Here is a 14,815-nt window from a genome sequence, read left to right as displayed (position 1 = left end):
ATTTTTCATTTTAATCATTAAAAATAAGCAGATAATTCATCAACTGGCCATAACATATTAACGCTGAAAATTTTGGCGCAGTTAGCTAAGGGCTAACTAACAGCACCTGAAGATCTACTTAAGCCAATGCAATAAACAATCTAGGCCTGAGGTGGTAATACAAGTATCTGCTTGCGCTAGCACTAAAGGCTTAGCGTGAAAGGCAACACCTAAGTGTGCTGCGGCCATCATGACCAAATCGTTGGCACCATCGCCCATAGCAACTGTTTGTGTCGGCGCAATATTAAATTCATTTTTTAGCTTTATTAAGCAATCTGCTTTTGCTTTTGCGTCAATAACTTCACCTAGCACTTTTCCGGTTAAAAGATTATTTTTTATTTCTAAAACGTTAGCCACAGCAGCGTCAAGTGATAACATTTCTTTTAAGTGGTCGGCAAAATAGGTAAAGCCACCTGAGGCAATAGCAACGCGCCAGTGATGTTTTTTCAGTTCGCTAACTAAGGTTTCTAAGCCTTCCATTAAGGGTATGTTACTGGCGACTTGTGCCAAAATTTTTTCAGGTGCATGCTCAAGTTTAGCAACACGTTGATGTAAACTCTGGCTGAAATCTAGCTCTCCTAACATGGCCAGTTCAGTCACTGCTGCTACTTCTTCACCAACACCCGCCAGTGCCGCTATTTCATCGATACATTCAATTTTTATGGTGGTTGAGTCCATATCCATGACCAATAAGCCAGGTATTGAAAGTGTTGGCGCATTCAGTAATAACGCCGATTCAATTTGTTCACTAATATTAAAGCTAGCGAGGCGATCTCGTGCCTGTTTAATATCCTTTACTTGTACGCCGAATCGGTAGCTTGTGGCGTTATTACGTTGATTAATTTTATGCAGACAGTGCAGCGTTAATTCACACTCGCTCAGTAAATTGACTAAGGTCATAATTTTAAGATCACCAAAAACAATAAGCTCTAGGGTTTCTGATGAATTTGTTGGGGTTGATAAGTTGTTATTATCAAATAAAACAAAAGCTTGTTGTGCTTTTTCAAAAGCAATGGCGATATTGTTCGAACTTGCGTCAACCGGTAACCATTGTGTTAAATTTAAGTGCTGAATACTGTCTAAAGAAACTGATTTTTTTTGGATCGTCACGATACTGCCTTATATGAAAAACACGATTTAAAATAACTGTCCTAGTATAAAAAGTTGAAATATGGTTCTATAATACAGTTATAGAACTATAGGAAGTAATTCGTTTGATGAAGCAAATAGAACAGCCTTTATACCCTAAATTATCACCGATTTATAATAAAATATTACAATTAGCACTCGCTATTGTATTGTTGGTATTTTTGATGGATTTTTGGGTAACTAGTCGTGATAGTCAGCAATTACAGATCCAAGCTCATGCCAGTAAAATGGGCAAGCTTTATTTAGCACAAGCAGCAACAAGCACCTTGCCTTATTTGGCGCAAAACCCTAGCCAGTTACAGCAATATACCGACAATTTAGTACAGCAGCCGTTAGTAAAGAGTGTGCACATTTATGGTATTACTGGGCAAAACATCGCCAGCTCAGAGCAAGCAGAGTCTATTAATGATCTTTTTGGTCTTAGTCTGCGAAAAATCAACCAAACTGATGATGTGATCCCTTTCGTGCAGGAACTGCGCACAGATAAATTGCACGGCTATATTCGACTCTCGCTTTATCGCTCAATATTAGCCGATGAACTGATTAACAATAGCCGTGATCAATACGATATTATGCGTTTGTTGATGATGGTGGCAGGTGTTATCGGCTTTCTCTTAACTCGTGGTTTAAATCGTTTTAGCCGTCAAGGTTTCAGACCACCTAGCCGTTAGCGTAAAGCATTTTTTAACACTGTTTAGTAATGTTTTAATTTATGTTTTACTTAGCTTTTAGCGAAAGCTAAAACAGTGTTTATATTCGACTCCAATGCATGGGCAAGTTCACTCGCTGATTCAGAGCGTATGCCCACCAGTGCTTGAAATACTTTGATCAGCTGTAAGGGCGAATTATCTTGGCCTTGAAAACCATATAATGGCATTGACGGTGCGTCTGTTTCCAACACTAAGCTTGCTAGGGGTAGTCGTTTTATGGCTTTAATGGTTTTTTCCGCGCGTGGATAGGTAATTGTGCCGCCGATACCTAGCTTAAAACCTAAATCAATATACTGACATGCTTGCTGGTAACTACCTGAAAAAGCGTGGATAATTCCACCTTTAGTGAGTTTTTTTTGTCGTAGCATAGCGACAATATGCTGATGCGATTTGCGATGATGAACAATAATGGGTAACTGGTAGGATTTTGCTAAGGTAAGTTGATGTTCAAAAATTTGAATTTGCTGCGCTAAATTATTTTCTGCTTGAGCAATAACGCCATCAATGCCCGCTTCACCGATAGCCACAATGTCATTGCGGTGGTTGTTAACTAAGTGCTCTAAAACAGTTAGACTATCAGCATGTAAGTCATTCAAAAACCAAGGATGAATACCTAAACACGGATGCAATGTTAGTGTTTCACTAGTGTGATTTTTTGCTAGTGTGAGTGTCTTATGCCAGTTTTTAGGGCCAATGCTGGGTATAACGATATGATGAATATTCGCTTGCTGGCATTGCTTAAGTAAGTCGGGTAAATTGGCAGAAAAAGCGTCAAAATCAAGATGACAATGGCTGTCGGTAAAGCTTAGCATGTCTGTCATTTGCTCCCCCCACTTTACGTTAACTAACCATTTTCGAAGTGTTAATTCACTTTTTTAATGAGCGAATCAACACTACCTAGAATGGCTATTTTATTTACATGCGTTCCATTACGTCAATGCCTAAAATGTCTAAACCTTGTTTAAGCGTATTGGCAATTATGTAGCTTAGTGCCAGTCGCGATTGCTGTACATCACTGGCTATATCATCTTTTAATATTGGGCAGGCTTCGTAAAAACTCATATAAAGACTGGCAAGTTCATATAAATAATTACACAGCAAGTTGGGTGTACATTCACTAATAACTGAGTCGATAACATTTTCTAGCTGCAATAACTTTAGTGCTAACGCTTTTTCTTGTGGTTCAACAATAGCAATGGCGGGTAAGTTATTATTGGCTGAAAAGTCGGCTTTAGTAAAAATACTTTGAATACGTGAATAAGCATACTGTAAGTAGGGCGCGGTAGCACCTTCAAAACTCAGCATGGTTTTCCAGTTGAAAATATAATCACTGGTACGGTTTTTTGATAAATCAGCAAACTTGACCGCGCCAATACCCACTTTTTTGGCAATTTCAGTTAAATGCTCTTCGCTGTAATCAGGGTTCTTTTCAGCGATAACAGCTTTAGCTCTAATAACGGCTTCATCAAGCAATTCAGCTAGTTTTATTGTGCCACCCGTTCGTGTCTTAAAAGGCTTACCGTCGTCTCCCATCATCATACCAAATGGGCAATGATCATAACTGACATGCTCAGGTAAGAAACCGGCTTTACGCGCCACAATTTCAACTTGCTTAAAGTGTAAAGCTTGACGAGCGTCAGTAAAAATAATAATACGATCAGCTTTTAACTGACCACTGCGGTAGCGACAAGCTGAAAGGTCGGTGGTGGCATATAAGTAACCGCCGCCAGACTTTTGCACGATAAATACTGAGGGGTCACCATCTTTGTTGGCCATTTCATTAATAAACACAACTTTAGCGCCTTGATCTTCTACCGCTATTTTTTGTGCCATGAGTTCATCAATAACGTTTGATAAATCATTGTTATAAGCACTTTCACCCATAATATCTTTACGGGTTAAGGTCACGTTGAGTTTTTGATAAATCTCTTCGCTATGGCTAATTGAAATATCAATAAATTGTTGCCAAAGTTTTGCACAATGGCCATCGCCACTTTGCAGTTTTACGACGTAATCACGAGCACGATCAGCAAAGCCGTCTTCGTTATCAAAACGCACTTTCGCTTCACGATAAAAGTTTTCTAGATCTGATAGGGCCGTTTCAGCTACTTCATCAGCCGCCAACTTATCGCTTAAATGGGCTAATAACATACCAAACTGTGTACCCCAATCACCCATGTGATTTTGGCGGATAACATGTTCACCACGAAACTCAAGCGCGCGCACAACGGCATCACCAATAATGGTTGAGCGTAAATGCCCTACGTGCATTTCTTTTGCCAGGTTAGGAGCAGAGTAATCAACGACAACATTTTGAGGCTTTATTGCCTGTATTACGCCTAAATTTTTGTCATTTGATATTTCATTTAATTGCTTTGCTAACCAGTTTTTGTCTAAATGAATATTAATAAAGCCAGGGCCGGCTAATTCAACTTTTTCAGCGATACCGGTTAAGTCCAGAGCAGCAACGACTTTAGTTGCCAGTTCACGTGGATTGGTTTTTAATTTTTTAGCCGCACCCATGACACCATTAGCTTGGTAGTCACCAAAATTTGCTCGGTTAGATAAACTTATCGCAGGGTTTGTACCTTCTGGTAAACCTGCCGCTGTCATAGCAAGCTTAACTTTTTCATTCAGGATGTTGCTAATATTCATTTAAATTAACTCTTCTTCGATTAAAGGCTCAAGTGAGCGGCGATAACTTGAGTGAATAAGCGTGATGCTTTTCATTACGCTTATGGATAAATTATCGGCTATCAATGGTTTTTACTTACAACACATTTATTAATGCTCACGTGTTTTGTGAAACTCAATATCTGGGTGGCGCTCTTGCGCTAGGTTTAAGTTAACCATAGTAGGGGCGATATAGGTTAAATTATTGCCACCATCCAGTGCTAGGTTATCATAAGCTTTCTTTTGAAATTGCTCTAAAGTGCGCTCATTATCACAACTACACCAACGTGCAGTTGCTACGCTGATCGGTTCATAAATAGCGTCAACTTTGTATTCAGTTTTTAAGCGTTGTACGACAACGTCAAACTGCAATACCCCTACCGCACCAACGATCATATCGTTAGAGTTGAAAGGTCTAAATACTTGTACTGCACCTTCTTCTGATAATTGAATCAGGCCTTTTTGTAATTGTTTTGCTTTGAGTGGATCGCGTAAACGAATACGACGGAACATTTCTGGCGCAAAATTTGGAATACCACTAAATTTCATATCTTCACCAGCGGTAAAGGTATCGCCAATTTGAATACTACCGTGGTTATGTAAGCCAATAATATCGCCAGCATAAGCTTGCTCGACATTTGAGCGGTCACCCGCCATAAAAGTTACAGCATCAGCAATTCTAACGTCTTTGCCGATGCGTACTTGTTTCATCTTCATGCCTTTTTCGTACTTGCCTGAACAAATGCGCATAAAGGCAATGCGATCACGATGTTTAGGGTCCATGTTGGCTTGGATTTTAAAGACAAAACCAGAAAACTTCTCTTCCTCAGCTCTAACAATTCGGGTGTCAGTTGCGCGCGATAATGGCTTGGGGGCCCAGCGAGTTAGGCCGTTTAGCATATGGTCAACACCAAAGTTGCCCAATGCGGTACCAAAATATACCGGTGTTAATTCGCCTTTTAAAAATTCTTCATGATTAAATTCATGAGAAGCACCAACAACCAGTGCCAATTCTTCACGTAAGTCTTCAGCGTAATTACCAATAACGGCATCTAGCTCTGGGTTATCTATGCCTTTAATGACACGTTTTTCTTGAATAGTATGACCTTGACCTGTCTGATATAAAAATATCTCATCAGTCAAAATATTATAGACACCTTTAAACTCTTTACCCATGCCAATGGGCCAAGTAATAGGGGCACATTTTATTTTTAGTATGTCTTCAACTTCATCCATAACTTCCATTGGATCTCGCACATCGCGGTCCATTTTATTCATGAAGGTAATAATAGGGGTGTCGCGTAAACGGGTAACTTCCATTAGTTTAATGGTACGAGCTTCAACACCTTTAGCTACGTCAATCACCATTAAGCACGAGTCGACTGCGGTCAGTGTTCGATAAGTATCTTCTGAGAAGTCTTCATGGCCGGGGGTATCGAGTAAATTGACTAAACAATTGTTATACGGAAATTGCATTACAGAAGTAGTAATTGAAATACCACGTTCTTTTTCCATTTCCATCCAGTCAGATTTTGCATGTTGTCCCGACTTTTTACCTTTAACGGTTCCTGCTTTTTGTATTGCTTGACCAAAAAGTAAGACCTTTTCAGTGATAGTCGTTTTACCTGCATCAGGGTGACTAATAATAGCGAAGGTGCGTCTAAGGTCGACTTCTTGCTGTTGTACAGACATGCAAATTACCTGTTTTTAAAGTGGATGAAAAAAATTAACTTAAATTTTAAAGCGCAACATTATAGCGAAAACGAGTGCGAAGGGCAGTAACAATATCTGGGATTGTCGGTTTATTTTCTATATTGGACAAAATAGTCAAAGGTTCCTGTTAGTAAGTGCTTTATTTTAATCGCGACGTTGGTAATTTCAAACCTTAATCGGCTTTTAATTTATGCTCAGGTTAGTGCTGATTTATTGCTCTTATCTTCATGTTGACATCATTTAGGGTTTTACCTGTTAAGTGCTAAAGAAACTTGATGTACATCAACAAGCCTAGTGATTAAATATTGTATTCTCAGTAGATAATATTTGTCTTTGATGAATGTTACTTAGGTTGTTTTTTCGTTTCTTTAGTGGAGATTTATGGTTGATTTAAGTCGTCGTAATTTTATCAGAGCAAAAAATTTGGCAACACCAACGGCGGTTAGATTACCTTGGATTGTCGACGAAAAACTATTTATTCGAGGCTGTACGCAATGTGGTGACTGCATTGATGCTTGTGAAGAAAACATCCTTATTAAAGGTGACGGTGGTTTTCCTGAGGTTGATTTTTCGGTTGGGGAATGTACGTTCTGTCAAAAATGTGTCATGGCCTGTGATGAGCCACTCTTTAAGTCATTAGATACCTTGCCTTGGCAGCTAACGATTGAAATTCAAGCAAATTGCCTGGCAAAAAAACAAGTGTATTGTCAAGTTTGTCAAGACAGTTGCGAGCCTGAAGCCATCTCGTTTAAATACCTTCATGGCAGCGTACCTCAACCTGAAATCACACTAACAGATTGTACTCGATGCGGAGCATGTGTAGCGGTTTGTCCTGAATCTGCAATTAAAATATCTATACCTAAGCCACTTGAATATACCGATAGGGAAATAAGCTAGAGAACCAGCCCAGCGTTGCAGCACTTGATAAGGGAATAACCCTTATCTTCATACTGCGCCTTGAGCTGATTTCCTAGCTTAACGCTGAAACGGCATCTGCAAGTGGTTTGGGTATATATCCTTACTAGGAGCAAGTAATGAGTGATTTAGAGCAATTAATATGGAATGTTTTGGGTTATACATCAATGCCATTCATCTTCATCTTTGGTTTTATTGCCACCGCATTAGGCGCAGTGGTTATTTTAAAAATATTTGGCGCTAAACCAGTATCTGCATCTAAAACTAAAACAAACAAAAAGTTATAAAAGGGCATACATATGATTAATCTTCTAGAAGAAAGCCCGGTAAATATTGCTGGGGTTATGTTTATGGCTTACCCAGATAAAGCGGCTAAAGTGGCTGATGCCCTAAAAGCGTACCCAGGTGCTGAGATTCATGTAACAGGCGAAAACGGCAGTTTAGTTTTTACTGTCGAAGGGCTTGAAGGCGAAAGCAATCCGGCAAAACGCATCATAGATACTATTACAGACATGAGCAATGTTGCCGGTGTTATCTCTTCATCACTTATATTTCATCATAACGATGCGGGTTTACCTCAGCATCAGGGGGAAAAATTATGACGTTAACTAGACGTGACTTTATTAAAGCTAACGCAATTGCTGCAACCGCTGTTGCTGCGGGAGTTGCTGTGCCAACGTCGGCGACTAATTTGATCACAAAATCGTCTCAAAGTACCATAAAATGGGATAAAGCACCTTGTCGTTTTTGTGGTACAGGTTGTAGTGTATTGGTGGGGACTCAACAGGGTAAAGTAGTCGCAACGCAAGGCGATCCAGAAGCCGAAGTCAATAAAGGCCTAAATTGTATTAAAGGCTATTTTCTTTCGAAAATTATGTACGGCAAAGACCGTTTGACCCAGCCGTTACTCAGAATGACCGATGGTAAATATCATAAAGAAGGTGAGTTTACGCCAGTAAGCTGGGATAAAGCTTTTGATGTTATGGCTGATAAGTTTAAAACGGCTATCAAGAAGAAAGGCCCAACCTCAGTGGGTATGTTTGGCTCTGGCCAGTGGACCGTTTGGGAAGGTTATGCGGCATCTAAGCTGATGAAAGCGGGCTTCTTAAGTAATAATATTGACCCGAACGCTCGTCACTGTATGGCATCCGCAGTGGGTGGCTTTATGCGTACCTTTGGTATCGATGAGCCAATGGGGTGTTACGACGATTTAGAAAATGCTGATGCTTTTGTGCTTTGGGGCTCAAATATGGCGGAGATGCATCCTATTTTGTGGTCTCGACTCACCGACCGTCGGTTAAGTGCGCCACACGTTAAAGTGAATGTTTTATCTACCTATAAACATCGCAGCTTTGAACTCGCCGACAATGGTATGATTTTCACGCCACAAACAGATTTGGCTATTCTGAATTATATTGCCAACTATATTATTCAAAATAATGCCGTCAATGAAGACTTCATGAAAAAGCATGTCAATGTGCGTGAAGGCGTTACTGATATTGGTTATGGCTTACGGCCAACGCATCCGCTGGAAAAAGCGGCTAAAAATGCCGGCAGTGGTGCTTCTAAACCGATGAGTTTTGAAGATTACGCTAAGTTTGTAAGTACTTATACCCTAGAGTCTGTGTCAAAACTATCCGGAGTGCCAGAAGCTAATTTACTTGAAATGGCAAAGCTATATGCAGATCCTAAAATTAAAGTCACCTCTTTCTGGACTATGGGCTTTAACCAGCATACACGAGGTGTTTGGGCCAATAATTTAATGTATAACGTGCATTTGTTAACCGGGAAAATCTCTGAACCCGGCAATAGCCCGTTCTCATTAACCGGTCAACCTTCTGCTTGTGGTACGGCACGTGAAGTGGGGACTTTTTCACATCGTTTACCGGCTGATTTAGTGGTTAAAAATCCCGCGCACAGAGCGACAGCGGAAAAAATATGGAAGTTACCTGAAGGCACCATTCCGCCAAAACCTGGTTATCATGCCGCTTTACAAAATCGGATGTTAAAAGACGGCAAGCTCAACGCTTACTGGGTTATGTGTAACAATAATATGCAAGCGGCAGCGAACATTAATGAAGAAGCGATTCCTGGTTATCGCAATCCAGAAAACTTTATTGTGGTGTCTGACCCTTACCCAACAGTAACAGCACAAGCTGCGGATTTAATTTTACCGACCGCAATGTGGGTAGAAAAAGAAGGCGCTTATGGTAATGCTGAGCGTAGAACACAATTTTGGCATCAACAAGTTAATGCCCCAGGTGATGCGCGTTCTGATTTATGGCAATTAGTTGAGTTTTCTAAACGCTTTAAAGTCGAAGAAGTTTGGCCAGAAGAATTAATTGCGAAAGAGCCATCGCTTCGAGGTAAAACCCTATACGACGTGCTTTATGCTAATGGTAAAGTTGATAAGTTTCCGATGACTGAATCCAAAGGCGATACTAATTATGAGGGCGATTATTTTGGCTTTTATATCCAAAAAGGCTTGTTTGAAGAATATGCTGAGTTTGGTCGGGGTCATGGTCATGATTTAGCACCTTTTGACCGATATCACGAAGAGCGTGGCTTAAGATGGCCGGTGGTTAATGGTAAGGAAACCAAGTGGCGTTTCAGAGAGGGATATGACCCTTACGTTGCCAAAGGTAGTGAAGTACAGTTTTACGGTCATGAGGATAATAAAGCGGTTATTTTTGCCTTACCCTATGAGCCAGCTGCTGAATCGCCTGATGAAGAATATAACTTATGGTTAAGTACTGGACGTGTGCTTGAACATTGGCATTCAGGCTCTATGACCTCACGAGTACCTGAGTTACATAAAGCCTTTCCTGACGCGGTGATTTTTATGCATCTGGATGATGCGAGAGCACGAGGTTTACGCCGTGGTGATAGAGTACTGATGGAGTCGCGCCGAGGTGAAGTTGAATCACGAATTGAAACCCGAGGCCGAAACCGACCACCAAGAGGTTTAGTGTTTATGCCTTGGTTTGACGCTAAGCAGTTAGTGAATAAGTTAACATTAGATGCAACCGACCCGCTATCAAAACAAACTGATTATAAAAAATGTGCGGTTAAAGTAACTAAAGCTTAATGCTGAAAAATTTACCTGTCGATAAGTTCGATTATCGAAACGTGGGAGAGTGAAAATGAAATTATTATCTTTATTAATTGCCGTTGCTGTTTTGGTCATTACGCTTACTACCTTAGCACAAGAGACCGTAAACTCAGGTGGCCTAGCTACTATCCGCGCGGCGGCGACTATTGATGAAACCCGTGCTGCTGACAAACTAAAACGAGTGATTAAAGACAAAAAAACCATCGCGCGCAATTACATTCATCAACCACCGGTTATTCCACATCAAACGCGAGGCTATCGCATTGATCTCAATAGTAATAAATGTTTGAACTGTCATAGCTGGAAATATGCAGTAGAAACCGGTGCCACGAAAATTAGCTTAACGCATTTTCAAACCCGCGATGGCAAAACACTGTCGGATGTTTCGCCGCGTCGGTATTTTTGTTTGCAATGCCATGTTACTCAGGCGGATGCAGCGCCATTGGTTGATAATACCTTTGAACCGATTGAATCCTTGGGTCATGAATAAACCGTGGAAATACTAAGGGACATAAAATGCTAAAGAATTTTTGGAGGTTTTTAAAATCACCCAGTAGTGCCGCACTGTGGTTTATTTTGGCCATTGGTTTTGCTGGCGGCGTTATTTTCTGGGGTGGTTTTAATACCGCATTAGAAGTCACCAATACCGAAGAGTTTTGTATTAGTTGTCATGAAATGCAAGACAATGTCTATCAGGAGTATCGAGAAACTATTCACTATGCCAACCGTTCTGGTGTGCGTGCTACCTGTCCTGATTGCCATGTACCTAAAAAATGGACTGATAAGATAGTACGTAAAATTGCGGCCAGTAAAGAAGTTTGGGGGATGTTAACGGGCGTTATCGACACCCGTGAAGAGTTTGTTGACCATCGTCGCTCTATGGCTGAACGTGAGTGGAAACGAATGAAAGAAAATGACTCATTAGAATGTCGAAATTGTCATGACTTTGAGTATATGGATTTTTCTGAGCAAGGTAACCGCAGCGTAAAAATGCACTCTGACGCCTTGGCATCTGGTGAGAAAACTTGTATTGATTGCCATAAAGGGATTGCTCATAAGTTACCCGATATGAAAGGTGTTGAAAACTGGTAATTTGCCTGAAGTTAAATGCTTTCCTCGCGTAGCGAAAAGCAAACCACTAGGTTTGCTTTTTAGTACCTGGAACATTCATCGTGTCTATGGCTGTAATAAACTAGGAATTTATTATAATTTTTTTGACATCACTATGGCATCTTCATAGCCAAAGCCAGTATTACTTGGGTAATAACCGGTTCTACGTGATATTTCAGTGAAGCCTTGATTAATATAAAGCATTTGTGCGCTGATGTTTTTTGCGCGCACTTCAAGAAAAATGGTTTTGATCGCGAGCTGTTTACAATGTTCGAAGAATTGCAACAGCAGGGCTTTACCGTAACCTTTACCTTGTTGTTCTGGCGGAACACAAATATCCATTAAGGTTGATTCACCCACTACGTGCTCGCCAACATAAAAGCCAACGAGAGCATTGTCGATGGTGAGGTAGTCACCAAAATATCGTCCATCGATACAACTGCGAAACGTTTTTTCACTCCACGGATGGGGATGGCAGGCAAGTTCAATTACCATAAGTTGTTCGACAATATCCTGATTAACAGGACTAAAGGTAGTGTTAGCTATTTTTGTCATATTGAGCTTAAGGATCCTATTGATTGCCATAAAGATTTTTTTAATGCTGGTGAGTTGGCAATGGTGATTAAATCAGGTGTTTTTAAGCAATTATGCTTAAATTCAATACTTTTTTTAACGGTAAATTGCCAATTGATAATCCCTAAATCAATTTGATTATGCTCAACGGATAAATCGGCACTACTTGCTCCTAGGCAGCGAATAACATCTTTAAATAGTTGTTGTTTGAGCAATGCTTGCAGATCGACGGTAATTTCTTCGTTGATGGTAGTGTCCGCAGTCGTATTTTGGCTTTCTACTGCCGATGGCTCTGTGGCAACGGCATTAATGGCGGTACTATCTTGCTCAGAATTTTGAGCCGTATGAGAAGGATTTTCTAACAATGAGTTATGGTTGGATAAATCACGCCTTTGCCAAACGGTAATACCCATGGCTTGTAATAATTCAAATTGTCTTTTGTTAATGCTCATATCATTTTAGCTACAGTTAGAAATCACAGTTATCATGACAGAGTTTTGAAATAGGAAGAACTAGAATTTGTTATAATTACGATTTGTTAGTTAATTAATCAAATTAGTAAGAACTAACATGGTCTAACATAAGAAAGGATATTGGCAGGGGTGGAGAGATTCGAACTCCCAACCGTCGGTTTTGGAGACCGCTGTTCTACCAATTGGAACTACACCCCTGCAACAGATTCGAATTATACTGATGCCGAGCTAAAGGTAAAGCGTAAATTTAAAAAAAATGACTGTTCGGCTAAATAAACAACAGATGTGCGGGTTTTTATTATTTATTGTTGGTTTTATAGCCATTCTACTTCAAGGTTCTGGTTGAAGTAGAATGGCTAGATAGCCAGACAACTAAAGTTTTTTGGCTATCTCGGGTGGTTTTATTTACTTTGCCAATGACAAAAGCGTGATGCTTCAGGATACGGGTACACATCGGCAAAAACGCCTTTAGCCACTCTCGCTTGGCAGTCTTGCCAATATTGAGCTTGCAGTAAATTAGCATGATGACCTAAAAAGGCTTGTCGATAACGCTTATTGGCTAAAGCAAAAGTGGCTATTTCTTCTGGAAATACATCACCAGGGTCAACAGAGTACCATGGCTCTGCAGCGTAAATTTGCTCTTCTGTGACAGCTTCTGGTTTAACGCGAAAATTAACTTCATTCATATAGGTAATTTCATCGTAGTCATAAAAAATTACCCGACCATGGCGCGTGACACCAAAATTTTTCAACAACATATCGCCTGGAAATATATTGGCGGCAATTAGCTGTTTAATCGCTTCGCCGTAGCCAGACATAGCATTGTCTACTTGCGCATCATTGGCTGTTGCCAAGTACAAATTCAGGGGCGTCATTTTACGTTCGATATACATATGTTTAATGATCACTAAATCATCTTCATATCTTAACAACGAAGGGGCAACGGCATTGAGTTCTTCAAGTAGCTCGGCTGAGAAGCGTTGTTTTGGAAAAGCCACTTCGGAATATTCCATAGTATCAGCCATTCGTCCAACTCGATCATGCAATTTAACTAAACGATATTTGCCTTTAACATCTTCCCGAGTCATATTTTTACTGGGGGAAAACTTGTCTTTAATAATTTTAAAAACATAAGGATATGATGGCAGCATAAATACCGACATCACCATACCTTTGATACCCGGCGCGAGTACAAGTTTGTCATCACTGTTATCCAGATGGTTTAAAAAGTCACGATAAAACTGGGTTTTTCCCTGTTTGTGAAAACCGATGGCAGAATATAAATCCGCGCTAGTTTTATGAGGAGTTAAACGATTAAGAAAAACAATTAATGCGTGTGGGTGCTGGCAATCGACAAAGAAATAAGCACGAGCAAAACCAAAAACCACCGCCATATCTTCACCTTCGGTGATCAAAGCGTCAATAAACAAACCTTCTTTTTCAGTGTTTAATAGCGAAATAATAAAGGGTGTTTCACCACCTGGGGAAATTACCCTGCCAATAATGTAAGCGCCTTTATTACGGTAGAAAACAGAATCTAAAATATCGAATTGTAAATCTGATAGCTGATAGAGCGTTTTATCTGCGTGTTGACGAAATTTTGCTATTAGAATATTGATATCTTTTTTCAAGTGCGTAAATGGCACTGAAAAATTTTGTTTATTCATAATGTGGTTGATGGTTTTAAACAATCCTTGTTCGGCAGGAAAGTAACTGGTAAATATTTTTGGTGTCGGTAACGTATCTAAGCGTGTGGCGGTTGATTGCACGAAAATATAGGCATTATGATAATATTCACGCTCAAACAGATGGCAAAATATTGAATTATAAAAACTCTCAGCTAACTCTGGTTGAGGATGTTTACTGAGTATATCTATATAGCAACTTTTAACATATTGCCAAAGTTCATCACTTAACTCAGTGACCAGAAAATCTTGTTTAATCGTGGTGAGTGTTTCTTCTATACGTTGATCATAAAAGTCAGTACGGGCTTTAGCGGCTAATTGTATGTCATGCCAACGTTGTTGTTCAAAACGTTGTTTTGCCGTTTTTGTTATTTCACTGTAAAGATAAATATGTCGCTCAAAACCGTTGATAATAGTTTTTGCGATAGCGAAAGCAAGATTTTTCATGTGCTTACCTGACTAAGTTATTTACTTTCAGCATACGTCAAAATGAAGGTTTTAGGTGATTAATTTTAAACTATAGTCGCTATTTATGCTCGTGATAGCACTGAGGTACTTTAGGTAATATTGCTATTATATCCCATGCTGAGTTTTACAAGTTAATACTTGCTATTCGTGACGTGCAGCACTAAAATTACGCGTTTTTTAACCTTTAAACTAGTT

General features: G+C 39.8%; 14 protein-coding genes and 1 tRNA gene. 7 read left to right on the top strand and 8 right to left on the bottom strand.

Going from position 1 to position 14,815, the window contains the following annotated elements:
* Positions 1-114 precede the first annotated feature (114 nt).
* Complete coding sequence (gene serB, locus H4J54_RS19690) at positions 115-1,149, bottom strand: phosphoserine phosphatase SerB (RefSeq protein ID WP_310650159.1); 1,035 nt, start codon at positions 1,147-1,149, stop codon at positions 115-117.
* A 107-nt stretch (positions 1,150-1,256) separates the two neighbouring features.
* Here serB and H4J54_RS09525 point away from each other — a divergent pair, with 107 nt between their 5' ends.
* Positions 1,257-1,859 carry an AhpA/YtjB family protein gene (locus H4J54_RS09525; protein WP_182207989.1) on the top strand — a complete coding sequence of 201 codons (603 nt, stop codon included), beginning with the start codon at positions 1,257-1,259 and terminating at the stop codon, positions 1,857-1,859.
* Between the two features lie 50 nt (positions 1,860-1,909).
* Here the strand turns inward: H4J54_RS09525 and H4J54_RS09520 are convergent, their stop codons facing one another.
* The 3 genes from H4J54_RS09520 to prfC all read right to left on the bottom strand — a co-directional run bounded on the left by H4J54_RS09520 (position 1,910) and on the right by prfC (position 6,263).
* The gene (locus H4J54_RS09520) at positions 1,910-2,719 is read right to left on the bottom strand and encodes a TatD family hydrolase (RefSeq protein WP_259367133.1); all 810 of its coding nucleotides are present in this window, start codon (positions 2,717-2,719) and stop codon (positions 1,910-1,912) included.
* Positions 2,720-2,813: 94 nt separating this feature from the next.
* Complete coding sequence (argS, locus tag H4J54_RS09515) at positions 2,814-4,553, bottom strand: arginine--tRNA ligase (protein WP_182190643.1); 1,740 nt, start codon at positions 4,551-4,553, stop codon at positions 2,814-2,816.
* 129 nt (positions 4,554-4,682) lie between these two features.
* Positions 4,683-6,263 (bottom strand): peptide chain release factor 3, encoded by a 1,581-nt coding sequence (prfC, locus tag H4J54_RS09510; protein ID WP_182190642.1) that lies wholly within the window; start codon positions 6,261-6,263, stop codon positions 4,683-4,685.
* Positions 6,264-6,665: 402 nt separating this feature from the next.
* Here prfC and napF point away from each other — a divergent pair, with 402 nt between their 5' ends.
* From napF to H4J54_RS09480, 6 genes are all read left to right on the top strand, one after another.
* Complete coding sequence (gene napF / locus H4J54_RS09505) at positions 6,666-7,181, top strand: ferredoxin-type protein NapF (protein ID WP_182190641.1); 516 nt, start codon at positions 6,666-6,668, stop codon at positions 7,179-7,181.
* A gap of 137 nt (positions 7,182-7,318) precedes the next feature.
* Positions 7,319-7,486 carry a TIGR02808 family protein gene (locus tag H4J54_RS09500; protein ID WP_182190640.1) on the top strand — a complete coding sequence of 56 codons (168 nt, stop codon included), beginning with the start codon at positions 7,319-7,321 and terminating at the stop codon, positions 7,484-7,486.
* A 12-nt stretch (positions 7,487-7,498) separates the two neighbouring features.
* Positions 7,499-7,801 carry a chaperone NapD gene (locus H4J54_RS09495; RefSeq protein ID WP_182190639.1) on the top strand — a complete coding sequence of 101 codons (303 nt, stop codon included), beginning with the start codon at positions 7,499-7,501 and terminating at the stop codon, positions 7,799-7,801.
* Positions 7,798-10,287, top strand: coding sequence for a nitrate reductase catalytic subunit NapA (napA, locus tag H4J54_RS09490; RefSeq protein ID WP_182190638.1), 2,490 nt, complete (start codon positions 7,798-7,800; stop codon positions 10,285-10,287). Before H4J54_RS09495 ends, napA begins: the two co-directional genes overlap by 4 nt.
* 55 nt (positions 10,288-10,342) lie before the next feature.
* Entirely contained in the window at positions 10,343-10,801 is a 459-nt protein-coding gene (locus H4J54_RS09485; RefSeq protein WP_182190637.1) for a nitrate reductase cytochrome c-type subunit, read from the top strand.
* 26 nt (positions 10,802-10,827) lie between these two features.
* On the top strand, positions 10,828-11,403 hold the full coding sequence (locus H4J54_RS09480) for a cytochrome c3 family protein (RefSeq protein ID WP_182190636.1): 576 nt from the start codon (positions 10,828-10,830) through the stop codon (positions 11,401-11,403).
* A gap of 111 nt (positions 11,404-11,514) precedes the next feature.
* Here H4J54_RS09480 and rimI read toward each other — a convergent pair whose 3' ends face one another.
* From rimI to aceK, 4 genes are all read right to left on the bottom strand, one after another.
* A complete protein-coding gene (gene rimI / locus H4J54_RS09475) occupies positions 11,515-11,976 on the bottom strand; it encodes a ribosomal protein S18-alanine N-acetyltransferase (protein WP_182190635.1) in 462 nt (153 codons plus the stop codon).
* Positions 11,973-12,446 carry a hypothetical protein gene (locus H4J54_RS09470; protein ID WP_182190634.1) on the bottom strand — a complete coding sequence of 158 codons (474 nt, stop codon included), beginning with the start codon at positions 12,444-12,446 and terminating at the stop codon, positions 11,973-11,975. The genes rimI and H4J54_RS09470 overlap by 4 nt, the downstream gene beginning before the upstream one ends.
* A gap of 142 nt (positions 12,447-12,588) precedes the next feature.
* A tRNA-Trp gene (locus H4J54_RS09465) sits at positions 12,589-12,665 on the bottom strand.
* A 203-nt stretch (positions 12,666-12,868) separates the two neighbouring features.
* Entirely contained in the window at positions 12,869-14,599 is a 1,731-nt protein-coding gene (gene aceK / locus H4J54_RS09460) for a bifunctional isocitrate dehydrogenase kinase/phosphatase (RefSeq protein WP_182190633.1), read from the bottom strand.
* Positions 14,600-14,815 lie beyond the last annotated feature (216 nt).

This window comes from Colwellia sp. MB3u-8, from assembly GCF_014076985.1.
In the GTDB taxonomy this organism is placed as follows: Bacteria; Pseudomonadota; Gammaproteobacteria; order Enterobacterales; family Alteromonadaceae; genus Cognaticolwellia.
The sequence above is the reverse complement of the archived record's forward strand: the minus strand, read 5'-3'. Positions and strand labels throughout refer to the sequence as shown.